This is a genomic window from Variovorax paradoxus (genome assembly GCF_022009635.1).
Taxonomy (GTDB): Bacteria; Pseudomonadota; Gammaproteobacteria; order Burkholderiales; family Burkholderiaceae_C; genus Variovorax.
This window is the reverse complement of record NZ_CP091716.1, coordinates 7,535,073-7,559,211: the sequence shown is the minus strand read 5'-3', so window position 1 is coordinate 7,559,211 and position 24,139 is coordinate 7,535,073. Positions and strand designations below refer to the sequence as shown.

Annotated in this window: 23 protein-coding genes; 9 read left to right on the top strand and 14 right to left on the bottom strand. The window is 68.1% G+C overall.

What is annotated here, in order from left to right; translation table 11 throughout:
• Window positions 1-13 precede the first annotated feature (13 nt).
• The 3 genes from L3V85_RS35345 to L3V85_RS35335 form a co-directional block, all read right to left on the bottom strand.
• Window positions 14-322 carry a DUF4387 domain-containing protein gene (locus L3V85_RS35345; RefSeq protein WP_237677200.1) on the bottom strand — a complete coding sequence of 103 codons (309 nt, stop codon included), beginning with the start codon at window positions 320-322 and terminating at the stop codon, window positions 14-16.
• Window positions 315-1,706 carry an acyclic terpene utilization AtuA family protein gene (locus L3V85_RS35340; RefSeq protein WP_237677199.1) on the bottom strand — a complete coding sequence of 464 codons (1,392 nt, stop codon included), beginning with the start codon at window positions 1,704-1,706 and terminating at the stop codon, window positions 315-317. Before L3V85_RS35340 ends, L3V85_RS35345 begins: the two co-directional genes overlap by 8 nt.
• A 167-nt stretch (window positions 1,707-1,873) precedes the next feature.
• The gene (locus tag L3V85_RS35335; RefSeq protein WP_237677198.1) at window positions 1,874-2,560 is read right to left on the bottom strand and encodes a GntR family transcriptional regulator; all 687 of its coding nucleotides are present in this window, start codon (window positions 2,558-2,560) and stop codon (window positions 1,874-1,876) included.
• Window positions 2,561-2,730: 170 nt separating this feature from the next.
• Here L3V85_RS35335 and L3V85_RS35330 point away from each other — a divergent pair, with 170 nt between their 5' ends.
• Together L3V85_RS35330 and L3V85_RS35325 are read left to right on the top strand one after the other, a co-directional pair.
• A complete protein-coding gene (locus L3V85_RS35330) occupies window positions 2,731-3,735 on the top strand; it encodes a Bug family tripartite tricarboxylate transporter substrate binding protein (protein WP_237677197.1) in 1,005 nt (334 codons plus the stop codon).
• A gap of 11 nt (window positions 3,736-3,746) precedes the next feature.
• The gene (locus L3V85_RS35325; RefSeq protein ID WP_237677196.1) at window positions 3,747-4,850 is read left to right on the top strand and encodes an alpha/beta hydrolase; all 1,104 of its coding nucleotides are present in this window, start codon (window positions 3,747-3,749) and stop codon (window positions 4,848-4,850) included.
• A 43-nt stretch (window positions 4,851-4,893) separates the two neighbouring features.
• Here the strand turns inward: L3V85_RS35325 and L3V85_RS35320 are convergent, their stop codons facing one another.
• The 3 genes from L3V85_RS35320 to argH form a co-directional block, all read right to left on the bottom strand.
• Window positions 4,894-5,505, bottom strand: coding sequence for a ParB-like protein (locus L3V85_RS35320; RefSeq protein WP_237677195.1), 612 nt, complete (start codon window positions 5,503-5,505; stop codon window positions 4,894-4,896).
• A gap of 87 nt (window positions 5,506-5,592) precedes the next feature.
• Entirely contained in the window at window positions 5,593-6,552 is a 960-nt protein-coding gene (locus L3V85_RS35315; RefSeq protein ID WP_237677194.1) for a Bug family tripartite tricarboxylate transporter substrate binding protein, read from the bottom strand.
• Window positions 6,553-6,685: 133 nt separating this feature from the next.
• A complete protein-coding gene (gene argH, locus L3V85_RS35310) occupies window positions 6,686-8,209 on the bottom strand; it encodes an argininosuccinate lyase (protein ID WP_237677193.1) in 1,524 nt (507 codons plus the stop codon).
• A gap of 100 nt (window positions 8,210-8,309) precedes the next feature.
• Here argH and L3V85_RS35305 point away from each other — a divergent pair, with 100 nt between their 5' ends.
• From L3V85_RS35305 to L3V85_RS35275, 7 genes are all read left to right on the top strand, one after another.
• A complete protein-coding gene (locus L3V85_RS35305) occupies window positions 8,310-9,266 on the top strand; it encodes a LysR substrate-binding domain-containing protein (protein WP_337250126.1) in 957 nt (318 codons plus the stop codon).
• Window positions 9,267-9,529: 263 nt separating this feature from the next.
• Complete coding sequence (locus L3V85_RS35300; protein WP_237677191.1) at window positions 9,530-9,691, top strand: hypothetical protein; 162 nt, start codon at window positions 9,530-9,532, stop codon at window positions 9,689-9,691.
• A gap of 9 nt (window positions 9,692-9,700) precedes the next feature.
• Complete coding sequence (locus L3V85_RS35295; protein ID WP_237677190.1) at window positions 9,701-11,050, top strand: dicarboxylate/amino acid:cation symporter; 1,350 nt, start codon at window positions 9,701-9,703, stop codon at window positions 11,048-11,050.
• A 65-nt stretch (window positions 11,051-11,115) separates the two neighbouring features.
• Entirely contained in the window at window positions 11,116-11,865 is a 750-nt protein-coding gene (gene phbB / locus L3V85_RS35290) for an acetoacetyl-CoA reductase (protein ID WP_237677189.1), read from the top strand.
• A gap of 189 nt (window positions 11,866-12,054) precedes the next feature.
• On the top strand, window positions 12,055-13,920 hold the full coding sequence (locus L3V85_RS35285; protein ID WP_337250104.1) for a sensor histidine kinase: 1,866 nt from the start codon (window positions 12,055-12,057) through the stop codon (window positions 13,918-13,920).
• A 7-nt stretch (window positions 13,921-13,927) separates the two neighbouring features.
• Window positions 13,928-15,289 (top strand): sigma-54-dependent transcriptional regulator, encoded by a 1,362-nt coding sequence (locus L3V85_RS35280; RefSeq protein ID WP_237677187.1) that lies wholly within the window; start codon window positions 13,928-13,930, stop codon window positions 15,287-15,289.
• Between the two features lie 101 nt (window positions 15,290-15,390).
• Complete coding sequence (locus L3V85_RS35275) at window positions 15,391-15,744, top strand: H-NS family nucleoid-associated regulatory protein (RefSeq protein ID WP_237677186.1); 354 nt, start codon at window positions 15,391-15,393, stop codon at window positions 15,742-15,744.
• Window positions 15,745-15,765: 21 nt separating this feature from the next.
• On the opposite strand, the gene L3V85_RS35270 is transcribed toward L3V85_RS35275, so the two are convergent.
• Genes L3V85_RS35270 through leuC form a run of 8 tightly spaced genes read right to left on the bottom strand, consistent with a single transcriptional unit; the run spans window position 15,766 to window position 24,138 of the window.
• Entirely contained in the window at window positions 15,766-16,758 is a 993-nt protein-coding gene (locus tag L3V85_RS35270; protein ID WP_237677185.1) for a Bug family tripartite tricarboxylate transporter substrate binding protein, read from the bottom strand.
• Window positions 16,759-16,797: 39 nt separating this feature from the next.
• Window positions 16,798-18,225, bottom strand: a complete 1,428-nt coding sequence (locus tag L3V85_RS35265; RefSeq protein ID WP_237677184.1) for an MmgE/PrpD family protein — start codon at window positions 18,223-18,225, stop codon at window positions 16,798-16,800.
• Between the two features lie 19 nt (window positions 18,226-18,244).
• Window positions 18,245-19,222, bottom strand: coding sequence for a tripartite tricarboxylate transporter substrate binding protein (locus L3V85_RS35260; RefSeq protein WP_237677183.1), 978 nt, complete (start codon window positions 19,220-19,222; stop codon window positions 18,245-18,247).
• Window positions 19,219-20,391, bottom strand: a complete 1,173-nt coding sequence (locus L3V85_RS35255) for a 2-methylaconitate cis-trans isomerase PrpF family protein (RefSeq protein WP_237677182.1) — start codon at window positions 20,389-20,391, stop codon at window positions 19,219-19,221. The genes L3V85_RS35260 and L3V85_RS35255 overlap by 4 nt, the downstream gene beginning before the upstream one ends.
• A 26-nt stretch (window positions 20,392-20,417) precedes the next feature.
• Window positions 20,418-21,416: a Bug family tripartite tricarboxylate transporter substrate binding protein gene (locus L3V85_RS35250; protein ID WP_237677181.1), complete on the bottom strand. Its 999-nt coding sequence runs from the start codon at window positions 21,414-21,416 to the stop codon at window positions 20,418-20,420.
• Window positions 21,417-21,473: 57 nt separating this feature from the next.
• Window positions 21,474-22,112, bottom strand: coding sequence for a YbhB/YbcL family Raf kinase inhibitor-like protein (locus L3V85_RS35245; RefSeq protein ID WP_237677180.1), 639 nt, complete (start codon window positions 22,110-22,112; stop codon window positions 21,474-21,476).
• Window positions 22,109-22,735, bottom strand: coding sequence for a 3-isopropylmalate dehydratase small subunit (gene leuD, locus L3V85_RS35240; protein WP_237680714.1), 627 nt, complete (start codon window positions 22,733-22,735; stop codon window positions 22,109-22,111). Before leuD ends, L3V85_RS35245 begins: the two co-directional genes overlap by 4 nt.
• Before the next feature lie 2 nt (window positions 22,736-22,737).
• Complete coding sequence (gene leuC, locus L3V85_RS35235) at window positions 22,738-24,138, bottom strand: 3-isopropylmalate dehydratase large subunit (protein ID WP_237677179.1); 1,401 nt, start codon at window positions 24,136-24,138, stop codon at window positions 22,738-22,740.
• Between the last annotated feature and the right edge of the window lies 1 nt (window position 24,139).

The window sequence follows — 24,139 nt, the reverse complement described above, 5'->3', positions numbered from 1 at the left end:
CCCGCGCAAGCCTCTAGCTCAGATCGACGTCAAGCAGGCGGATGTACTGCTGGCCGCCATGCATGTCGCGCTCCAGCGCGCCACCCTGCGGGCGCCGGCGCGGATACGAGATCTTCAGGACCGAGAGTTCGTCCACGCGGAAGCACTTGACCTGCGCACTGTCGACATCGAACAGCGTGCCGATGGCGGCGGGCTGCAAAGCCTGCGCACCGGCGTAGCGCTCGAAGCTCTCGCGGTCGGGGAACGAGAGGTCCATCGTGATCCAGAAGGGGCCCGCATTCTTGGACCGCACATGGCGGCAGATGTCGCTGACCTTAGGCATGTTGCAACTCCGCGGTTTCGACGAACTCGGTGCGTACCAGTTCGAGCCCGTGACCCACATGGACCACGTGATTGAGCATGAATTCGTACACCGCACCCCGCTCGATCTCCGCGGGCGAGAAGGGGAAGGCGTAACTGGGCAAGGGCATGTTGCGTTCGAGCGGCATGTGGAAGAACAGGGGGTTGCAGGTCTTGGCGATCTGGGTCGCCAGCTCCTGCGTGGCCGCGGTGGCGACGAAAAGCAGGCCGATCTCGCGCGGCGCCGCGGCGCCCGGCTCGACCGGCAGCCCCGACACCGCATTCCAGCCGTAGGGCCGCAGCGAGATGTCGAACTGCCCCGCGCGCGCGCCCATGGTGTCGCTCACGCGCTGGTACAGCAACTGGTGCATCTGCGCGATGAAGCGCTCGATCTGCGCCAGCACCGCGCGGTCCTGGATGCCGACCAGCATCAGGGTCTGGAACGCGCCGGTGGAGGCGCCTTCGAGCTTCATGGTGTAGGGCCTGGGCAAGAAGCGCGAGCCGCTCACCCGCACCACCCGTTCGTTCACCGCCTCGTACCTTGCTTCGGTGACGTCGAGCACGCCGCCGGGTTCGTGCAGCAGGAACGGATCGCTGTTCTCGTAGAGCATGTGGGCCGACACCGTGCGCGGCGTGCAGACATTGCCCGCGTTCAGCGGCTCGACCTCGAAGGCGTCGTGGCCGACACGGATCATCACGCCGCCGTCGCGCGAGTTGACGGTGCACAGGCCGCCGCACTCGGCGATCTTTCCTGCGTGCCAGGCGGGGCCGACGCCGGCACCGCGCAGCAGCGGCAGCGCTGCCAGCACGGCGGTGTCGGTGGTGCGCCCGCCCAGCACGATGTCGGCGCCCGCCTCCAGCGCGGTCATGTAGGGCTCGGGTCCCATCAGTGCAACGATGTGCTCGCAGGCATCGAACAATGCCGCGCCGTCGTCCGTCATCGGCGCCAGCGGCGTGACCTGGCCCGCGCCCGCCTTGGCCTTCAGCAGCGCGGCCTGCTGCTCGGAGTACAGCAGCGCGATGCGCGGATGCAAGCCATGCTCGCGTGCAATCTCCAGCGCGATGTCGCGCATCCAGTCGAGCGCCATGTCGCAGCCCGAGGTGCCGCAGGACCCGATGAGCAGTGGCAGGCCCGAACGCGCCTGTGCGCGCATCAGGATCGCAAGGTCGGCCTTGACGGCGTCGCGCGAGTACTTCGACCTGCCCGTCGCCAGGTAGGCGGGCCCGCTGTCGGTGGATCCTGCATCGCAGGCAATGGCATGTGCGCCGGCCGCGAGACCCGCTTCGATGTCGGACTCGCGCACGCCCGCTCCGAGCGCGCCGGTCGGCACCAGCACGTTCACCGTGTCTTGCAGGCGATCGGTCATGCGGCCCCCTTGCCTGTGCGAGAGGGTTCGATGTATGCGTGAGCCATGAATGTCTCCTTGAAGCGAGGTTGAACGATGAAAGGATCGGGCGCAGGGCCAAGCCGACGCGGCACCCGGGAGCACCTCGTCGTGACGAAAGAATGGAGAGTCCCGTCCGGGAGCGGCGGCTACTGTCCGCCGAGACGCGACAGAATCATCAGCCGGACCTGGTCGACGTGATGGTGCATGGCCTTCTGCGCGCGCTGCGCATCGCCGGCCATCAGCGCATCGATGATTTCCAGATGCTCCTCGCACACGGTCTTGCGGCGCTGCGGCAGGCGGCCGAATCGGAACATCGCGGTGCGCATGCGCAGGTCGCCGATGACCTGCTGCAGCACCGGGTTGCCGCAGGCCGCGGCAATGAGCGCGTGCAGGTCGCGGTCGCTGGCGGCGAACTCGGGCGTGACGACGTCCTCGGGCAACTGCAGCGCCTCGCCGATGCGGCTCTTCAGCAGCTCGAGTTCTGCCGCCGCGACGCGGCCGGCGGCCAGCCGTGCGGCCTCGCCTTCGACCAGGCGGCGCACGTTGAGGATGTGCATGTATTCCTCGATGGGCAGCGCCCGCACCACCAGCGCACCGTTGCGCTGGCGCTCCAGGAAGCGCTCGCCCTCGAGGCGGCGCACGGCCTCTCGCAGCGGCGTGCGCGAGATGCCGAGCTGCAACGCAATCTGGCGCTCCGTCACCACTTCGTTGGGCGCCAGTTCGCCGCTCAGCAGCATGCCCATCATGGCCTTGTGGGCCACCTCGGACAGTGCCAGCGAGGGCTCCAGCGCCGCATCGGCATCCAGTTCGGCGGGGGAAGGTTTCGCGTTCATGGGCTGGAGTATAGAAACAAATTCCTATTGCGTCCAGTTGGTATACCACTTGCGCAACATCGGTGTCTCGCTGATACTCCGCCTCCATCCGGGTGCGCAGAAGTGCCCGTTCCGAGCGGCGCAGCCGCATCGCCCCATGGGCCCGACAGCACAAGACAGGAGACATGAACATGACCCGCCAATCGACACGAAGCCTCGCCGCGGGCGTGGCAATGCTTGCCGCGCTCTGCAGCGCCGCGCCGGCGCACGCCCAGTCCGCCTCGCCCGCCTCACCCGCCTATCCCGCCAAGGCTGTCCGCATCATCATCGGCACGCCGCCGGGCGACTCGGCCGATGCCAGCGCACGTTCGCTTGCCGCACAGCTTGCGCGGGAAACCGGCCAACCCTTCTTCGTGGACAACAAGCCCGGCGCCCACGGCATCATTGCCTCCGAGGCGGCCAAGAACGCCGCGCCCGACGGCTATACCCTGCTGCTGTCGACCGGCGGGCCGATGGCCATCAATCCTTCGCTCTACAAGAAGCTGCCCTACGACCCGTTGAAGTCCTTCGAGCCCGTGGTGCCGCTGTCGACCGGGCCGCTTTACCTGGTCGTGAACAACGACCTGCCGGTGAAGAACCTGAAGGACCTGGTGGCTTACGCCAAGGCACATCCCGGCAAGATGAGCTACGGCTCGGGCGGCAGCGGCACCACGCAGCACCTGGCCATGGAGACGCTGAAGAAGTCGATGGGGCTGGACATCCTGCATGTGCCCTACAAGGGCTCGCCGGCGGTGCTGCAGGACCTGATCGGCGGGCAGATCCAGCTGGCCTTCGACGCGGGCGCGTCGATCCTTCCGCAGATCCGCAACGGCAAGGTGCGCCTGATCGGCGTGGCGTCGGACGCGCGCTCGCCGCTCACGCCCGACATGCCCACGCTGACCGAGCAGGGCGTGCCGGCCTTTCGCGCGGTGGTGTGGTCGGGCCTGTTCGTGCCCGCGGGCACGCCGTCCACGGCCGTGGCGAAGCTCAACACGCTCGTGAACCAGGCGTTGCGCGATCCGGCTTTTGCCGCGCAGATGCGGGCGCAGGGCGGAGAGCCCGCGGGTGGCGGCAGCGCCGAGTTCAGGAGCTTCCTGCAGGCGGAGATCAGCCGCTGGGCCAAGGCGGTCGCGGACTCCGGCGCAACGATAGATTGAGCGCGATGATGATGAAGAGGAAACTTCCGGCAGCGGCCGGTGCCGCGCTGGTCGCTGTTCTTTGCGGCTGTTCGACGCCCGGTTCGCCCGACATGTGGGCGACGTCTTCGCGCGATGTGTTCTTCGTCGGTGGCAGCTACGTCGGCGAGGGCAGCGCCCAGGTGATGCGCGGCGCGATGTATGTCGAGCACCTGCGCCCGCCCAAGGTCACGCGCAAATACCCGCTGGTGCTGATTTCCGGCACGGCGCAGACGGCTGTCAACTGGATGACCACGCCCGACGGCCGCAAGGGCTGGGCGCAGTACTTCGTCGAGCAGGGCTACGAGGTGTACATGATCGATCAGCCCGCGCGCGGCCGCTCCGCCTGGAACCCTGGCGTCGATGGCGAGTTGCGCAGCCTCTCCGTCGCGGCGGCCGAGACGCTCTTCACTCGCCCGGACGGCGACTGGCCACAGGCCAGGCTGCACACCCAGTGGCCGGGGTCCGGCCGACGAGGCGACGCGGTGTTCGACCAGTTCTACGCCAGCCAGGTCGCCTACCTGGGCTCCAACGTCGCCACGCAGACGGCCATGAAGGCGGCCGGGACAGCGCTTCTGCACCGCATCGGCCCTGCGGTGCTGGTCACCCATTCGCAGGCCGGCCCCTTCGGCTGGCTGATCGCGGACGCGCAGCCGCAGCAGGTCAAGGGCATCGTGGCCATCGAGCCGCAGGGCCCGCCCATCCGCTCGGGCACCCGCAGCACGGCGGCCTGGGGCGTTGCCGACATCGCTTTGTCGTATACCCCCGCCGCGGCGCAATCCGCCGACCTGCAGGTCGAGCAGCAACGCGCACCCGACAGCCCTTTGTTGCAGGCCTGCTGGGAGCAAAAGGAACCTGCGCGCCAGTTGCTTCGCCTGAAGGGAATACCGATCACCGTGATATCGACGGAAGCGAGTTACCACGCGCCCTTTGACCATTGCACCGTGCGGTGGCTGCGGCAGGCAGGTGTCGAAGTCGAGTTCACGCGGCTTGCGGACATCGGCATCCATGGCAACGGCCATATGGTCATGCTCGAGAAGAACAGCCTTGATGTGGCGCATGTCGTCGACGAATGGGTGGCGCGGGCGGTGAACTAGTGCGTGGATTCGCCGGCACTGCCAACGAGGACGCGCCGGGCCGTCAGGACTTGCCCGGCCAGCCCGGGAGGTACGCGCTCTTCTTCGAGCGCGCGAGCGCAAGTCCGTCGGCGAGCGCCTGTTTCGGCGCGCGCTCCAGCTTCTTTCGAGGAATGGATGCCCGCAGGTGATTGGCCCACAGGAAGTCGAGAAACGGCGCATCCGATTTGGCGAAACCGCCCGCATCGCGCACATCGCCGGCCAGACTGCGGTACGGGTCATCCGCCAGGTCTTCGAAGCTCTTCGGCATGTCCTTGAAAGGCCGTCGCTCGCCGTTCGCATCGTAGGGGTGCACCCAACTGCAGTGGTCCAGGAAGATCCAGAAATCGCGGGGCTTCAGCGCACACAGGTCCTTGACGACGCCGACCTGCACGCTGTCGGATTTCTCCCGAAGCAGCGCGACCGCCGTGTGGTGGTGATCGAGGATGTAGAAGGTCTTGTCCGGTCCCCGTACCGCGGGAAAGAGCGCCTGCCGCATGGCCTCGCGGCGGGCGTGCGCGCCCAGCTTCGCCCAGGATCTTCTCTTTCTCTCGACTTCCCCGAACCCGACGGTCATCTGCGTGGGCCGCAGCTGGCCGAGCTTCACTTCGACGAGGGTGGAGCCAATGCTGATCATGGGGCGGATGTTGCGCCCCGGCACCCGCACCGCGCAGTAGGAGAACAGGCATAGATGCGCCAGCGCGCTGATCGGCCCCGCCGGGGCTCAATCCATCTGGATGTTGGCGTTCCGGATGATGCCGGCCCAGCGCTGGGTTTCCCTGTCCATGAGCGCCGTGGCCTCGGCGGTGGAGCCCGGGAAGGGATAAGCCCCCTGATCGGCCAGATGGGCCGCGAAAGTCTTTTCGTTCGCGATGCCCACCACGGTGTCCTGCAGCTTCTTCACCACCTCGGGCGGAGTACCGGCCGGCGCCATGATGCTGTACCAGGATCTCACCACGACGTCGTTCACCCCGCTTTCCGTGAACGTGGGCACATCGGGAATCACCGGACTGCGCTTGTCGGCCGCGATGCCGAGAATGCGTACCGAGCCCGCCTGGGCATACGCAAGCACATTGGGCAGGTTCGCGAACATCACCTGGATCTGGCCGGCTTGCAGGTCCGTCGTGGCGGACGATGCCCCTTTGTAGGGGATGTGGGTGAAGGCCACATGCGCGCGGTCCATGAAGATCGCACCGAGCAGGTGGTTGATCGAACCGATCCCGGCGGAGCCCATGTTGAGCTTGCCCGGGTTCGCCTTCGCGTAGCTCACCAGTTCCGCCACATTCCTGGCGGGCGCCTGTCTGGAAACCGCCAGGACGTTCGGCACCGCCGCGAAGGTCGCGACATTCACGAACGCCTTGGTCCCGTCGAAGGGAAGCCGCTTGTAGAGCAGTGGTTGCACCGCCTGGCCCATTGAGCCCAGCAGCAGCGTGTAGCCGTCGGCGGGCGCCTTGGCCACGTAGCCCGCGCCGATCGTGCCGCCCGCTCCGGCCCTGTTGTCGACCACCACGGGCTGCCCCAGCACGTCGCCCATGCGTTGGGCCACGAGACGACCCATGAGGTTGACCGTGCCCCCCGCGGCGAACGGGACGACCAGAGTGATCGGCTTGTGGGGATAGGTTTGCGCGCAGGCGCCCGTCGAAACGCCCAGCACTGTGGCAAGGATGGCGGCGAACTTGAACATGTGTCGGTCTCTTTCGTGAATCGTCGGTCGCCGGTTCGTCCCGGGTCGGCCATGGAGGGAAGAGCCTGCTCCGCCCGCACGCATCGGACGGCGTCTTGCGGGAGCTTCCGCAGTGGCAGGCGAGGGGGAAGAGTCAGTGGCCAAGGGGCTGGGACGTCGGCGCCAGAATGCCCCCCACTGCCCGATCGAGCGCGCAGCGCGCCTCGGCCAGCGCGCTGCGCGCTGCATCCGTCCAGCGCATGTCGGCCGCGCACTGCTCGCGCGCCTGCGCCAGCAGGCGGCGGACTTCCAGCGGACCCACGCCACCGGCGGTGACGCGCGTCTCGACGAACTCGCGGGGATTCAATGCCGTTTGCACCGAGCTGTCCGACAGCCCGATCGGGCGCCCGACCGTCTCGAGCGCCGCCCGGTCGACCATGGCACCCGTGAGTTCGTAGGGCGCGACCGATTCGCTCAGGCTGTTGCGCACGACGCGCGCGACGATGTGGTGAACCTGCCTGAACGACAGGCCGCAGTCCCGCACGATGACGTCGGCCAGATTGCTCGAGGTGCACCAGCTTTCCTTCAGCGCCGCGGCCATGCGGTCCTCGTGCACGATGAGCGTTTCCATCACGCCCGTGAACAGGTCCAGCATCGCCTCGGCGGTCGCGAGCGCTTCGTCCAGGATCGGCGCCTCGCGCATTGCCTGGTCGCCCGTTCCCTCGCCTCGGAAGGTGGCCAGTGCGGTCGAGACCCAGGTGACCGAGGCGCCGGCCGCGCGCCGGACGTATTCGAGGGCCGTGGGATTCTTCTTCTGCGGAAAGATGCTGCTGGTGCCGCAATAGCTGTCGTCGCACTCGACCAGTCCGAACTCGCTGCTCGACCAGACGTGCAGGTCGGTCGCCAGGTCGTTCAGGTCGGCCATGACGAAGGACAGTGCGCTGAGCGCGTCGACGGCGTAGAACGCCTCGCGGCCCAGCTTGGAGTTCTCCACCAGCCCGTCGAAGCCGAGCAAGCGCGTGGTGAGCGCCCGGTCCAGCGGCCAGGACGTGCCGGCCAGGCCGACGGTGCCGAGCGGATTGCGGTTGACCCTGGCATAAGCCTGGGTCAGGCGCTCGAAGCTGTCGTGCAGGCGGGAGCTGAAGCTGAGCAGGTAATGGCCGAAAACCCACGGCTGCGCCTGCTGCATGTGGGTGTAGCCCGGCATGATCGTGCGTGCATGCTTTTCAGCCTGCTCGGCGATGGCCGCCTGCAGCGCGTTCAGCCGGCCCATCACGTCCAGGATTCGGTTGCGCTGATACAGCCTGCGAACGGTCGCGCCCTGGTCGATGCGGCTGCGGCCCGTGTGCATTTGGCCGCCGACTTCCTCACCGATCGCCGCGAAGAGGTACGACTCCATCTGGAGAAGAAAGCTTCCCTTGCGCACGTCGACGGGGAATTCGTCGCGGCCCATCTCCTGAATGGCCAGGAGCTGCTGAAGGATGGCGCGGCCGGCTGCCGGCGCGATGATTTCCTGCGCCACGAGCATCGCGGTGTGGGCCAGGTCCACCGCGAGAAATTCATCGAATTTCTTTCTCTCCGCCTGCAGCTTGGGCAACTCGTTGTACTTCAGCTGCCGCGACGCGGCCGGCGATTTCAGGCGTGCATCGCTGAGCAGGATTTCTGGATGGAGGGTCATACGGGAAAGGACGGGGTGTCGGCATTCATTGGCGTGGCGAAATGATGCGATGCCCCTCGCCCCGGCACAACGGCACAAAAGGCTGGACGCGTATAAGGCAATGTTATGCACGCGGGCGTGCGAAACCCCGCCCGCGGCCATTACATTGAAAGGCATGGACCTCAACCCTCGGCAGCTCGACGCCTTCAGGAAGGTCATGCTGACCGGCAGCATGACGATCGCGGCCGAGCGGCTGCAGGTCAGCCAGCCCGCGGTCAGCCGGCTCATCCGGGACCTGGAAGCGTCTGTCGGCATTCGCCTCTTCAGGCGCGAAGGCAACCGGCTGATTCCGGGCGCCGAGGCCCAGCGCCTGTTCCGTGAGGTGGACCTGTTCTATCGGGGCATCGAGCAGATCGAAAAGGTCGCGCAGGACTTGAAGTCGGTTCGCATCGGCAATCTCCGGGTCGCATCGCTGAGCGCGCTGGCGCTCAACGCGCTGTGCGAGTGCGTCAACCGGTTCGCGGCAACGCATCGCGAGGTCGCGGTCTCGCTGGATGTGCGCAACTCGTTGAGCGTGCTCGAATTGGCGGCAGCCAATCAGATCGACATCGGCTTCGTGCATCAGGCAAACACCGAGTACCCGGGCGTGGTCGTTCATCCGCTCCAAAGCTTGCCGGCCGTCTGCGTGCTTCGCCGCGATCACCGGTTGGCGGACAGGCCAGCCATCGCCATCGACGACTTCGAGGGCGAGTCGATCATTTCGCTGAGCCAGAACAATCCGCTGCGGGTTCGCTTGGAGAGCGCGCTGGACGCGGCCGGCGTCCGCTACAGCCGGCCGGTGGAGACGACGCTGGCGTACTCGGCGTGCAACTTCGTTCGGGGGCGTCTGGGCATCGCGGTGATCGACCCCTTCACCGCGAAGCACTTCGTCGACTCGGATGTCGTGTTCCTGCCCATCGAGCCCGCGGTTCCGTTCGAGTGCTCCTTTGTCCTGCCCGCCCACCAGCCGCGCTCCAAGGTCGTCGAGGACTTCATCGACGTGGTCAAGAGCTTCTTCTCCGCTCACCGGCAGGCGTAGAAGCCGCGGCTGGCCGCGTCGGCCCTCGCGCGATGTGATCATAGGGTTTGTACTTATCCGTCGATCCGGATGGCCGGACGGCCTGTCGTCGCTTCATCCGGATTGTCGGCGGGGCATCGCTCCTTTCCTGGCTGAAGTCCTCGCGAAATCAACGACTTAGCGCAGTTTTTCCTGCGCCCGGGCCGTGGCATGTCGATTGCTCAGGATCAAGGCCCGCCGCATGTCCCGATGCGAGTCCCGGCCAAGACACAGGAGACAAACCGATGAGCCCACCGGGCGACCTCGACCCCACGGGCGAGTTGCGCGGCGCCACGGCGCCATGGCCGACCTCGCAGCGCCAGCACCTGTGCCATGCCGAGCCTCGTTCGCGCTGCCCGAAGCCCTTGCACCGCGCGCCCACGCCGCCGGCACCCGACAATTTCTAGGAGATCCCCTTGGACCACCAACCCCGCCCCGTACCCAAACCCTTCTACAAGTCCCTGTACTTCCAGGTCATCACCGCCATCGTGCTGGGCGTGCTGCTGGGGCATTTCTATCCCGACACCGGCGCATCGATGAAGCCGCTGGGCGACGGCTTCATCAAGCTCATCAAGATGATCATCGCGCCGATCATCTTCTGCACGGTGGTGGTGGGCATCGCCGGCATGGAGGACATGAAGAAGGTCGGCAAGACCGGCGGCCTGGCGCTGCTGTATTTCGAGATCGTTTCCAGCATCGCGCTGGTGGTGGGCCTGGTCATCATCAACATCGTGCGGCCCGGTGCGGGCATGAACGTGGACGTGAGCCAGCTCGACACCAAGAGCATCGCGGCCTACACCGGCCCGGGCAAGATGCAGAGCACCACCGATTTCGTGCTGAACATCATCCCCAACACGCTGGTCGATGCCTTCGCCAAGGGAGAGATTCTGCAGGTGCTGCTGATCGCGGTGATGTTCGGCTTCGCACTGCACCGTTTCGGCGGCCGCGGCACGCTGGTGTTCGACGTGATCGAGAAGGGCTCGCACGTGCTCTTCGTGATCGTCGGCTACATCATGAAGGTCGCGCCCATCGGCGCCTTCGGCGCGATGGCCTTCACCATCGGCAAGTACGGCGTGAGTTCGCTGCTGCAGCTGGGCCAGCTGATGGCCACGTTCTACATCACTTGCCTGCTGTTCATCTTCGTGGTGCTCGGCGGCATCGCCAGGTTCCACGGGTTCAGCATCTGGAAGTTCATCAAGTACATCAAGGAAGAGCTGCTGATCGTGCTGGGCACTTCGTCGAGCGAATCGGTGCTGCCGCGCATGATGGCCAAGCTGGAGAACCTGGGCGCGAAGAAGTCGGTGGTTGGCCTGGTCGTGCCCACGGGCTATTCGTTCAACCTCGATGGCACCTCGATCTACCTGACGATGGCGGCCGTGTTCATCGCGCAGGCCACCAACACCGACATGACGCTCACGCAGCAACTTACATTGCTGGCGGTGCTGCTGCTCACCTCGAAGGGCGCGGCCGGTGTCACGGGCAGCGGCTTCATCGTGCTGGCCGCCACGCTGTCGGCGGTGGGCCATGTGCCGGTGGCGGGGCTCGCGCTCATCCTGGGCATCGACCGCTTCATGTCGGAGGCCCGCGCGCTCACCAACCTGATCGGCAACGGCGTGGCCACCCTCGTGGTCGCCAAGTGGACCGGCGATCTGGACACCGTGCGCATGCACCAGCACCTGAACCAGGAAAGCGCGGCGGAAGCGGACGAGCCCGAGCGCGTGCTCGACGCCACCGAGACGCACATGCCCGCCGGTTCGGTGCGCTGAGTGCCGGCGCTGGCGCGCCTGAAGCGGCTTTCCACTTGTTACATCACCCGGCAGGGAGCAATCGAATGAGCGAGAAACAACGCGTGGTCCTGGTCACGGGCGGCATGGGAGGCCTGGGCGAGACCATCTCCACCAAGATGGTCGATGCCGGCTACAAGCTGGCCGTGACCTATTCGCCCGGCAACAAGTCGCATGCGGACTGGGTGGCGCAGATGGCCGAGCGCGGCTACCGGATCCTGGCCGTGCCCTGCGACGTGGCGGACTACGACGCCTGCGCGCAGGCCGTGAGCCAGGTGCAGGAGGCGCTGGGCCCGGTGGACGTGCTGGTCAACAACGCCGGCATCACGCGCGACATGACCTTCAGGAAGATGGACCAGATCAACTGGAACGCCGTGCTGCGCACCAACCTCGACAGCCTGTTCAACATGAGCAAGCAGGTGGCCGATGGCATGGTCGAGCGCGGCTGGGGGCGGATCATCAATGTGTCGTCGGTGAACGGCTCGAAGGGCGCGTTCGGCCAGACCAACTACTCGGCGGCCAAGGCCGGTGTGCACGGCTTCACCAAGGCGCTGGCGCTCGAGGTGGCCAGGAAGGGCGTGACGGTGAACACCATCTCGCCGGGCTACATCGGCACGAAAATGGTCACGGCCATTCCGAAGGAAGTGCTCGACAGCAAGATCCTGCCGCACATCCCGGTGGGCCGGCTCGGCAGACCGGAAGAGGTGGCGGGGCTGATCATCTACCTGGCCTCGCAGGAGGCGGCGTTCGTGACGGGTGCCAACATCGCCATCAACGGCGGCCAGCACATGCAATGAAGAGGGGGCCGGCCGCCCCGATACTCGCTCACATGCAGTACGCGGCCCATATCGTCTTTCACATCCCGTCTCCCCCGACCGGCAAACCGGGAGCGCCGCGCCATGCCTGAGCATGCGCTGGAACCGGGGGCGGCGCCTCACCGGGCAGGCACCGATGCGCGCACGGCGGCCTTGTGCAATAACGCTTCCTTGACTTCAGGGGAGCCGGCCCGGCGCTTCGATTTGCCTTCCGAAAACTCCATACGGTGGCGCGGCCTTCCGCGCTGGTGCGCCGCGCTGGCCCTGGTGGCCGTGGCCGCCTTCGCGGGACACCAGGTCGCCATGCAGACCGGCCTGGCGCGCCTGCGCGAGGCGGCCGACCATCGCCTCGACATGCTCGCGACCGGCCTGGACGCCGACCTCGCGCGCTTCGACTACCTGCCCGCGCTGCTGGAGATGACGCCGATCGTGCCGGCACTGCTCGACACGCCATCGGACGCGCACCTGCGCGACGCAGTCAACCGCTACCTCGACGGCGTCAACGCCACGGCGGGCGCCGAGATGCTCTACGTGCTCGACCGCTCCGGCATTTCGCAGGCGGCGTCCGACTGGGACAAGCCCGGCACCACCCTGGGGCAGGACCTGTCGTTCCGGCCCTACATGATCGATGCGCTGAACCATGGCCGGGGTCGCTTCTATGGCGTGGGCATCACCAGCAAGCGGCCGGGCTACTACCTGTCGTACGCCCTTCGGCGCGGCCAGCCCACCCGCGGCGTGGTGGCCGTCAAGGTCAACCTCGAGGAGGCCGAGCGCGCCTGGCGCAAGCTGCCGGGCGACGTGGCGCTGATCGACCAGCGCGGCGTGGTGATCCTCTCCACGCGCGAAGATCTGAAATTCCGCCCGCTGCTGCCGCTGGACGCGCTGCAGCGCGCCGAGGTGTTGCGTTCGCGGCCCTACGGCAACGCCGCGCTGCAGCCGCTGCAGTGGTCGCAGAAGGAGTCGCTGGACCGGAACGTGCAGGTGATCACGCTCGACGACACCGACCAGCTTGCCTCGGCCCGCACCCTGGGTGGCGCGCCCTGGCAACTGATGGTGCTCGACGATCTGGCGCCGGTGCGGATGGCGGCGCGCAACACGGCCATCACCGCGAGCCTGGCGATGGCGGTGCTGCTGCTGGTGGCCGTCGCGCTGTGGCAGCGCCGCCGCGCGCTGCGCCAGAAACTGGCCAACCAGGCCGCGCTGCAGGCGGCGCACGACATGCTCGAATCGACCGTGGTGGCGCGCACCGCTCAGTTGCGCGCGGCCCAGGGAGAGCTGGTGCATTCGGGCAAGATGGCCGCGCTGGGCCAGATGTCGGTCGGCGTGGTGCACGAGCTCAACCAGCCTCTCACGGCCATGCGCACGCTCTCTGAGAGCGCCGGCATCCTGCTCGACAAGAACCGCCTGGACGACGTGCGCGGCAACTTGCAGCGCATCTGCGGCATGGTCGACCGCCTCGCGCGCCTGACCTCCCAGCTGAAGACCTTCGCGCATCGCAGCGACCTGCCATTGGTGCCGCTGCTGCTGTCGCAGGCCATCGCCGATGCGCAGGCGATGGTGGCCGAGGCCGCGAAGAAGCATCGCGTCGCCATCGAGGTCGATGTGCAGCCTGCCGCGCTGAGCGTCATGGCCGAGGAGGCGGCGCTGGGCAGCGTGCTGGTCAACCTGATGCGCAATGCCGTCGAGGCCATGCAGGACGCGCCGCTGCGCACGCTGCGGCTCGTGGCCCGGCTCGACGAAGGCCGCGTGATCCTGAGCCTGAGCGATACCGGCCCCGGCATCCGTCCCGACATCCTGCCGCGCCTGTTCGAACCTTTCGTCACCAGCAAGCCGGCGGGCGCCGGCCTGGGCCTGGGGCTCGTGATCTCGGCACAATTGGTACGCGCGATGGACGGCACGCTGCGCGCGGCCAACCAGGCGCAAGGCGGCGCCTGCTTCGTGGTCGACCTGCCCGCCGCCATTGCCGTGATCCATCACCCGCCCCGTTCATTCCCTTCTTATTCCGTTGATTCCATTGATTCCATTGCACAGGAGTGATGCCCAAGTGAGCGACGACCCTGCGATCCGGGTGCTGCTGGTGGAGGACGACGAAGACGTCCGCCTCAGCACGACCCAGGTGCTGACCCTGGCCGGCTTCGAGGTCGAAGCCTTTGCCAGCGCCGAGCGCGCGCGGGCGCACATCAGTTTCGGTGTGCCGGCGATCGTGATCAGCGACGTGCGCCTGCCGGGCATGAGCGGGACCGAGTGGCTGGGCGAGCTGCATACGGCCGATGCCGAGCTTCCGGTCATCCTGGTCACGGGCCACGGCCACATCGCGATGGCCGTGCAGGCCATGCGCGAGGGCGCCTACGACTTCATCGAGAAGCCCTTCAGTTCGGAACGGCTGGTGGCCATCGTGCGCCATGCCATCGAGCGCCGCCAGCTCACGCTGCAGGTGCGCACGCTGCGCGACGCGCTGGAGAACTGGAACGGCATCCAGTCGGTGCTGATCGGCCGCTCGGCCCAGATGCAGCAGGTGCGCCGTACCGTGATGACGCTGGCCGAGACCTCGGCCGACGTGCTGATCTACGGCGAAACCGGCACCGGCAAGGAGCTCGTCGCCCAGTGCCTGCACGCCCACAGCGAGCGCCGGCGCCGGCATTTCGTGCCGCTCAATTGCGGCGGCTTGCCCGAGGCGCTGGCCGAGAGCGAACTTTTCGGCCACGAGGCCGGCGCCTTCACCAGCGCCAACCGCGCGCGGGTGGGAAAGTTCGAATACGCCAACGGCGGCACGCTGTTTCTCGACGAGATCGAGAGCATGCCCATGCCGGTGCAGATCAAGCTGCTGCGCGCGCTGCAGGAGCGCAGCATCGAGCGCATCGGCTCCAACAAGGCCATTCCCTTCGACTGCCGCGTGGTGGCCGCGAGCAAGGAGGACCTGAAGGAAATGAGCGACCGGCAGAAGTTCAGGGCCGACCTGTACTACCGCCTCGGCGTGGCATTCATCGAACTGCCGCCGCTGCGCGAGAGGCGGGAGGACATCCCGCTGCTGTTCGAGCACTTCACGCTGCTGGCCGCGAACCGCTACGAGCGTGCGGCGCAGCCGCTCACCAACGCGCAGTTGGCCGACCTGATGGCCTATGCATGGCCCGGCAACGTCCGCGAGCTGCGCAACGTGGCCGACCGCTTCGTGCTGGGGCTGCTCGGCGAGCGCCTCACCCAGACGCGCGGCACCGGCGAAGGCCTGCCGGCGTTGCCGCGCGCGCTGCCGCAGCAGGTCGAGGCCTTCGAGCGCGCCGTGATCGTCGAGGCGCTGCGCAAGCACAAGGGCGACCAGCCCGCCACGGCCGCCGCGCTGGCCATCGCGCGGCAGACGCTGCACGACAAGTTGCGCAAGTTCGACATCCTGGCCGACGATTTCAAATAGCCGCCTGAGGGACGGCGCATGTCGCTCGATGCGGGATGCGCCGACGCTTTTTCGACTCACGTATGCTCTTCAGCTCCTAACAATGCCAAGGAGCCCAACGGATGGCCAAAAAGACTTACCTCGAAATTCAGAAGCAAATCGAACAATTGCAGGAAGAAGCAGAGCGTTTGCGCCGTGAAGAAGCCTCCGACGTGCTGAGCCGGATCAAGGAAGCTATTGCGGTTTATGGGTTCAGCGCCGCCGATCTCGGCTTCGGCCGGAAGGCCGGCCGCGTGGCTGCCGTATCGAAGCCGGGCGCCAAAAAGACGCGCGGCGTCGCGAAGAAAGGGGCGGCCTCCGCTCCGAAGTTCAAGGACGACCAAGGCAATGTCTGGAGCGGCCGCGGCCCTCGTCCCACCTGGTTCAAGGCCGCGCTCGAGGCAGGAAAGTCGCCCGACGAGCTGTTGGCGAAGTAAGCTCCGCGCTCTGCGGGAGCGCTACTCCAGGGTCATGTGCGAAGCGGTGACGATCTTCGCCATGCGCATGCGCTCCTGGTCGAGGAACTGCCCGAACTCCGCCCGTGCCAGCAGCATCGGCTGTGCGCCGCCTCGCTCGGTCTGCGCAATGAGGTCGGCATCTTCCTTGAACGCACGCATCGTGACTTCGGCGATGCGGTCGAGGATCGTGACAGGCGTTCCCTTCGGCGCGAAGATGCCGCCCCAGTGCTGCATGAGGATCGTCGGAAAGCCCTGCTCCACGGTGGTCGGCACCTGCTTCATCGGGCCGGTGCGTTCTCGCGCAGTGAGTGCCAGGGCATGCAGCCTTCCCGATTGCACGAAAGCCGCGACACCGATCGGCGCTTCCGAGGCCAGGTCGACCTCGCCGCCGACAATCGCGTTCACCGTCTGCGAGCCGCTCTTGTAGTGCACCAGGGTCACCGGTACACCGAGCGCCGATTCCACCATCTCCGCCACGAAATGCCCTGTGCTGCCGCTGCCGGCCGTGCCGAAGTTCAGGCGGCCCCTGGTGCGCGCCCAGGCTTGCAGTTCCTTCAGGTTCTTCGCCGGCACGCTGGCGTTGGTGACCAGCACGGAAGGTGCGGTGCTGGTTCCGACCACGGGCACCAGGTCGGTCTCCGCATAAGGCATCTTCGGCCGCAGCAGCGCGTTGGCGATGGCGCCGTTGCCGGCAGACAGCCATGTATAGCCGTCGGGTGCGCTCTTGGCCACGTACTCGCTGCCGATGATGCCGCCTGCGCCCGGCCGGTTGTCCACGATGATGGACTGGTTCAACCGCCGGCCCTGGGACTGCGCCATGGCCCGGACATTGGTGTCGCCCGGCCCGCCTGCGGAAAACGGCAGCACCAGGCGGATCGGCTTGGCGGCGGGCCACGGGTCCTGTGCGCGGGCGGGCAGGGCGCAGGTGCCTGCCAGCGCAAGCAGCCCCAACGAGAACGCGCGGCGGTCGAGGTGTGCGGATGGGTGCGTCATGGTGTCTTGTCTCCGTGCTTTTTTTCGTGGGCTTGCCGGTCAGTCGAAAGCTGCCGCGACCGGCGGCGCCAGCAGCGCGAGCAACTCGCGCACGTCGGGCAGGTCCTCAATGGAGCGGACCATGTCCTCGATGGCCTTCTGCCGCGCACCGTCGATCAGTCCGTCGGTCAGCACCCGATACTTGGCCGCCACCTCGTCGCTGCTCTGCGGCGATTCGATGGCGCGCGAGGAATTGCGCTCGACCTGGATGCGCTGTCCGTCGGTGAAAGTCACCGCCAGCCGCACGCGACCGCGCTTGAGCGGACCGCCCGCATCGAACTCGGGCTGGTGCCGCACCTCGATGCGCGGAATCAGCGCCCACACGTCGTCGGCGTCGATGCGCGCAGGCGCGAACTGCTTCACCATCGCCTCGCCGTCGAGCACCGCCACCGCGAGCGCATAGCCGATGTTCATCTGCGCGCCGATGGGCGTCAGCGGCCTTTCGGGAGTCCACCATCCGTGGTGGTAGACCGCATGGCTCACCTCGACCTCGATGCGCGCGATCTCCTCGGGCACGAGCTTGCGCTTCGCATCGACATCGAACAGCGCGTCGAGCGGCGAATGGATGCCGCCCATCGCGGCATACGGCTTGATGACGATGCGTTCCACCTCCCAGCGTTCACCCAGCGCTTCGGTGATCTTCGATGCGTCGGGATCGTGGCCTTCGCCGAAGGTCGAGAGAAAGCCGCCGTACTCGCGTTCGAACACGCGCTTGATGCCGGTGTAGCCGCCCTCGGCCAGCACCGCCGCATAGAGTCCGTTGCGCGCCGAGAAGCCGTGGTGCATGCGCTTGCACATCGCCTCGTACTGCGCGGCCATGAGGCCGGCGGACTGCGTACCGGCCAGGCCCAGCGCGTCCTCGATGCGTGCCGCGTCGAGTCCCAGCAGCCTGCCGACGGCCGAGGCCGCGGCGTGCGTGCCGAAGACCGACCCCGAGTGCCAGCCGCGCGACAGCATCTGCGCGCCGTGCAGCGCCATGCCCACACGCGGGCCGACTTCGTAGCCGGCCAGCGCGGCCTCGAGGAACTGCCGGCCGCTCACGTGGATGTCGCCTTCCGAGGCCGCCCACAGGGCGGGCAGCACGATCGATGCGCTGTGCAGCGGGCCCAGCGGGTGGTAGTCGTCGAGCTCGAAGCCCTGGATGAAGGTGCCGTTGAGCAGTGCTGCGCCCGGTGCGCTGGTGCGCGCGCCCCAGCCGACGATGGTGCGGTCGCCTCGACCCTCGAACTTCTGCACGATCTGCGCGGCGGTGCGCGACCAGGGCAGCTGCGCGCCGACGACGGCGCATGCGATGCCGTCGAGCGTGAGCGCCTTGGCGCGCTCGCGCGCCGAAGCGGGCGCGTCTTCGAGCCGGAAGCCGGCGAGCCAGTGGGCGAGGCGGCCAGTCGGGCCGGTGGGGTCGGTGGCGTTGTTGGCAGTGGTCTGCATGCGTTGGCTCCGGTTCTTTTCAATCGATCTGGACGCGGCCGTCGGTCACGGCTTGGCCCCATTTCCTCACTTCGGTCTGCAGGAAGGCCGCGAAGTGGGCGGGCGTGTCGACCTGCACTTCCGAGCCGATGGCGCGCGTGGCCTCCACCAGCGCGGGGCTGGCGGCAGCGCGATGGATGGCGGCGTTCAATGCGTCCACCGTGGCCTGCGGCGTGCCTGCCGGCGCGAGAAAGCCGACCCACGAGTTCACGTCGAAACCCTTGAGGCCCTGTTCGTCCACCGTGGCCAGCGAAGGCAACTGCGGGTTGCGTTTCAGGCCCGAAATGGCCAGCGCCTTCAGCTTGCCCGACTTCACATGCGGCAGCGCCGCCGGTACCGCATCGAACATCAGCGACACCTGGCCGCCCATCAGGTCGTTCAGCGCGGCGGGCGAGCCCTTGTAGGGAATGTGGTTGAGCTGGATGCCGGCCTGCGCCTGGAACATCTCCATCGCCAGGTGCGCGGTGATGCCGTTGCCGCCCGAGCCGAAGTCGATCTTGCCGGGCCGCGCCTTCGCATACGCGACCAGCTCCTTCACGTCGTTCGGCGGGAACGACGGATTGGCCACCAGCAGCAGCGGGCCCATGCTCACCATCGACACCGGCGCGAAGTCCTTCAGCGTGTCGTAGGGCAGCTTTTTGTAGAGCGTGGGGTTGATGGCCATCTGGCCCAGCGTGCCGAGCAGCAGCGTGCTGCCGTCGGGCGCGCTCTTCTTCACTTCCTGCGCGCCGAGGCTGCCGTTGGCGCCGGCGCGGTTGTCGACGTAGACGGGCTGGCCCAGTTCCTTGGTGAGTGCCGCGGCGTAGTTGCGCGCGATGATGTCCACCGTCTGGCCCGCCGGGTAGCCGACCACGATGCGCAGCGGCTTGGCCGGCAGCGGGCCTTGTGCGAAAGCCGCGGTAGTTGCCGCCGCAAAGCAGAACGCGCCGAGCGCGCGCCGCAAGATGGTTGCCTTCATGCGTCGTCCTCCACCGGCACATAGACCTCGCCCGCCATCAGCCGGCGCGCAGTGCGCGTGAGGCCGAGCGCCGAGAAGCGGATGTCCGCTGGGGCGGCTGACGGCTCGGCCACCACCTTCACTTCCATCACGCCCAGCGGATGGCCGATGCGCAGCGTGCCGGTGGCCGCGCGCTCCGCGCCGATCGCCTGATGCACCGTCGATCCGGGCACGCGCGAGGCGGCGGCCGTGCACATCGAGCCGGTGCCGGCCATGCTGTCGTGGCACTTGCCGAGGAACACGAGTCGTGCGCGCAGGTCCATCGACGCGGCCTCCTGCCTATCGCCGTTCACGTCGGCGTAGCCGGCCGGCGGCGCGACGATCACCGCCAGCGGCAGGCCTGGCAGGTGCACGTCGCGCCAGTCGGCGTAGAGGCCGATGCGCTGGCCCATCTTCGACTGGATCTCGCCCAGCGTCTCGATCAGCGCGCGGTCGGCGCTGATGGCGTCGGGCAGTTCGCTGCCGCTCATGCCCAGCGATTGCGCCGCGATGAACACGCAGGGGTTGGCGGTGTCGCACAGGGACACCTCGATGTGGCGGCCGTCTTCCAGCGTCACCGTGTCCACCGTCCGGCCCGTGGGCAGCAGGCGGCCGGTCTTGGCGCCCACGGTGCCCGCATAGTCCATGAGAATTTCCGCGCCGGTGCCGGGCACGCCGGGAATGGCGCAGTCGCCGTGCACGCGGGCCTTGCCGTTTCTCACCTGCACCTTCGAGACCAGCAGCTTGTCGGTGTTGGTGTTGTAGATGCGCACGGTGGTCACCGGCTCGGTGGCCTCCACCAGCCCCTCGTCGATGGCAAAAGGCGCGACCGCCGAAGAGATGTTGCCGCAGTTGGCGTCGTGGCCGACGATGTCGCGGTCCACGTCAACCTGCGCGAAGGTGTAGTCGACGTCTGCATCCTCGCGCGCGGAGCGCTGGATGATCGCGACCTTCGAGGTCACGAGCCGCGAGCCGCCCATGCCGTCGATCTGGAGCACGTCGGGCGTGCCCATCGCGCGCTTGAGCAGCCGGTCGCGCGCCGGGCCCGCGGGCGGCACGTCGCGCTCATGGAAGAACAGCGCCTTGCTGGTGCCGCCGCGCATCAGCACGCAGCGCACGGCGATCTGTTCGGTGTCTGGGTTGGAAGCCATGGTCTTGTTCCTTGTCGTCGGCTGGATCACTCGAGCGGGTAGAGCTTCACGAGCGTCGCCAGTCGCTCGCTCTCTTCGCGCACCTGCGCCGCGAAGGCGGCGGGCGCGTTGACCACGGGCTCCGCACCGGCGGAGGCGATGGTCTTCTGCACATCGGCATCCTTCACGGCCTCGCGCAGCGCGGCGACGATGCCCTGCGTCACGGCAGGTGACGTGCCCTTGGGTGCGAACAGACCGAACCAAGTAACCGATTGGAATTGCGGATAGCCGGCCTCGGTGGTGGTCGGCACCTCGGGCAGCGCGGCCGCGCGCTTCGGGCCCTGCGTGGCGAGGATCTTCAGCGTGCCCGCCTTGTAGTGCGGCAGTGCGGCGGTGATCCCGGTGAAGGCCATGTTGACGTTGTTGGCGATCATGTCGGTCACGATCGCGCCCGTGCCGCGGTAGTTGACGACGATCAGGTTCGGCAGGCCAGCCTCGGCCGCCAGCTGCTTCGCCGAGATGCGTGCCAGCGACTCACCCGTGCCGAGCGAACAGGGCTGCGCCGCCGTCTTGCAATACTGGACGAATTCGCCGAAGGTCTTCACCGGCAGCTTGGCGCTCGCGACCACGGCGGCGGGCGACTGCGACACCGCCGTCACCGGCTCCAGCCGCGCGAGCGGGTCGATGCCCTTGAGGCCGGGCGTGTAGCGGGTGACGACGATCGACGGAACCTGCAGCAGCAGGGTGTAGCCATCGGGCTTCGCTTCCATCACGCGGCGCGTGCCGATCAGGCCGTCGGCGCCGGGCATGTTCTCGACGATCACGGGCTGGTGCCAGATCACGCCAAGCTGCTTGGAGACAGCGCGGGCGGTCGCGTCGGTGCCGCCGCCGGCCGAGTAGGGCACGACCAGCGTGACGGGTCGGTCCGGATGCCAGTTGTTGTTCGCCTGCGCGAACGCCGGCGGTGCAAGCGCGAGGAACGCCAGTGCGGGAAGCAGGCTGCGCGCGGCTGGCGGCGCAGTCGGTCTGGGGGGCTTGTCGAACATCTTGTCTCCGTTTTCTTGAATGAATGAATCGATGCAGGGCCGTTGCGTCCTGGTGCTTCAGGGCGGCGATGGCTTGACGGTGCGGCCGCGCCAGTCGCGCTGGTAAAGGCCGTCAATGCGTCCGCGTGCGAGCGCGTGGGCGCGCAGCCAGGGCAGCAGGCCTGCTTCGCGAGAAAGGCCCGGTGGCGGCATGGCGTCCACCGCATAGAGCTGGAACGCGTAGCGGTGCGGGCCGTGGCCGGGCAGGGGTCGCGGGCCGTCGTAGTCTGGGCGACCGAGGCTGTTCATTGCCTGCGTCACGCCTGTCGGGCCATGGCCGCTGTTCAAGGCGCCTTCGGGCAGCGCGTTCACCGACGACGGGCCCCATGCGAGCACATGCACGATGGCTCGCGGCAGCGGCACGTCGGGGTCTTCGCACAGCAGCAGCCAATGCGTCGCCTGCGGTGGCAGTCCCCGCCACGCCAACGCGGGTGAGCGATTGCCGCCGACGCCTTCGCCCGCCTGCCGCTGTGGCATGGCTGCGCCGTGCGCGAAGTCCGCGCTGCGCAGCTCGATGGCGGCGGGCAGTCGGGCGAGCGCCGCATCGCTGCAGGCCAGGCTCGCGTCGCCGGCATGGCGCCCGCGCATGAGCAGACCGGCCCAGCGCAGCACCCACGGATGGCTGCGTAGCGAGCCCGATGCGGTGGCCGTGCTCAAGCGGCTGCTCCCTGCGCGGCGGGCCAGGCCCAGGGGCGGCGCGCGCGGTCGGCCTGCTGCCATGCGCGGATCAGTGCGTCGTCCTTCAGCGTGAGGCCGATGTCGTCAAGGCCATGCAGCAGCGCTTCCCGGCGCAGCGAGTCGATCTCGAACGGCGACACGTGCCCGTCCGGCGCTGTGATCGTCCGCGCCTGCAGATCGACCTTCATTGCGGCGCCGCCCGCGCATTGCGCCGCCAGCGCCTCGACCTGCGCGATGGGCAGGCGAAGCGGCAGCACGCCGTTCTGAAAGCAGTTGTTGAAGAAGATGTCGCCGAAGCTGGGTGCGATCACGCAGCGCACGCCCAGCCCCATCAGCGCCCACACCGCCCCTTCGCGCGAGGAGCCGCAGCCGAAGTTCTCGGCGGCCAGCAGCACGGGCGCCCGGCGGAACGCAGGCTGGTTGAGCACGCAGGCAGGGTCTTCGCTGCCGTCGGAGCGCAGGCGCAGCGCCTCGAAGGCATAGGGGCCGAGCTGATCGCGCTGGAACGAGGTGAGGCGTTCGATGCGGATGATCACGTCGGTGTCGATGTTGGCGCGCATCAGGGGCACGGCGGCGCCCGTGACGCAGGTGAAGGGGGTCATGGTCATGCGAGCGTCCTCACGTCGGTGATGCGGCCGGTGACCGCGGCGGCCGCGGCCATCGCGGGGCTCGCGAGATGCGTGCGCGCGCCGGGGCCCTGGCGTCCGACGAAGTTGCGGTTCGACGTGGACACGCAGCGTGCCTGCGGCGGCACCTGCTCGCCATTGGCGGCCACGCACATGCTGCAGCCGGGCTCGCGCCACTGGAAGCCCGCGGCCTCGAACACATCGCGCAGCCCTTCGGCTTCGGCCGCGCGCCTGACGTTCTCGGAGCCGGGCACGACCCACGCGGTGACGCCATGGGCGACATGGCGCCCGCGCGCCACCGCGGCGGCCGCGCGCAGGTCGGGCAGGCGCGAGTTGGCGCAAGAGCCGATGAAGACCCAGTCGACCGGTGTGCCGGCGATGGCGGTGCGCGGCGCGAGGCCCATGTAGTCGAGCGCGGCCTCGATGGCGCCGCGGGTGGCGTCGTCGGCTGCCGTCGACGGATCGGGCACCGTGCCGTCGATGGCGATGGCGTCCTCGGGGCTGGTGCCCCAGGTGATGGTGGGCGCGATGGTGCCGGCGTTGATCGTTTCCTCGCGGTCGAACACCGCGTCTTCGTCCGAGGCCAGCAAGAGCCAGTGCGCGGCCGCCGCGTCGAAGGCCTCGCCTGTGGGCGCGAAATTGCGCCCGCGCACCCATTCGACGGTGCGCCGGTCGGGCGCGATCAGGCCGAAGCGCGCGCCGAGCTCCACCGTGAGGTTGCACAGTGTGAGCCGTGCCTCGACGTCGAGCGCGCGCACCGCCTCGCCCGCGAACTCGATCGCGTAGCCTACGCCCGCCGCCGCGCCGAGCTTGCCGATGATGTGCAGCGCCAGGTCCTTCGCGGTGACGCCCGCGCCGAGCGCGCCGTCGCAGCGAATGCGCATGCGCTTCGGCTTCTGTTGGCGCAGCGTCTGCGTGGCCAGCGCGTGCGTGCTCTCGGAAGAGCCCACGCCGAAGGCCAGCGCGCCGAGGCCGCCGTTGGTGCAGGTGTGGCTGTCGCCGCAGATCACGGTGAGGCCCGGCAGCACGATGCCCAGCTCCGGCCCCATCACATGCACGATGCCCTGGCCGGGCTGGCCGAGGTCGTAGAAGCGCACGCCGGCATCGGCGCTGAGCTTGGCGAGTGCGCCGTGCAGCCGGCCACCGAGCGGAAAGGTGCCGGGCGTGCGCCCGGGCAGGCTCGATGCGGCATGGTCGGGCGTGGCGAAGACCAGCGCGGGGTCATGCAGCGGAAGGCCGCGCGCGGCGACTTCGGCCAGTGCGGGCGGCCCCGAGAGGTCGTGCAGCAGGTGGCGATCGACGTGCAGCAGGGCCCAGCCGTCGCCCAGCTCGCGCACGACGTGCGCGTCCCAGAGCTTGTCGAACAGGGTGCGGGCCATG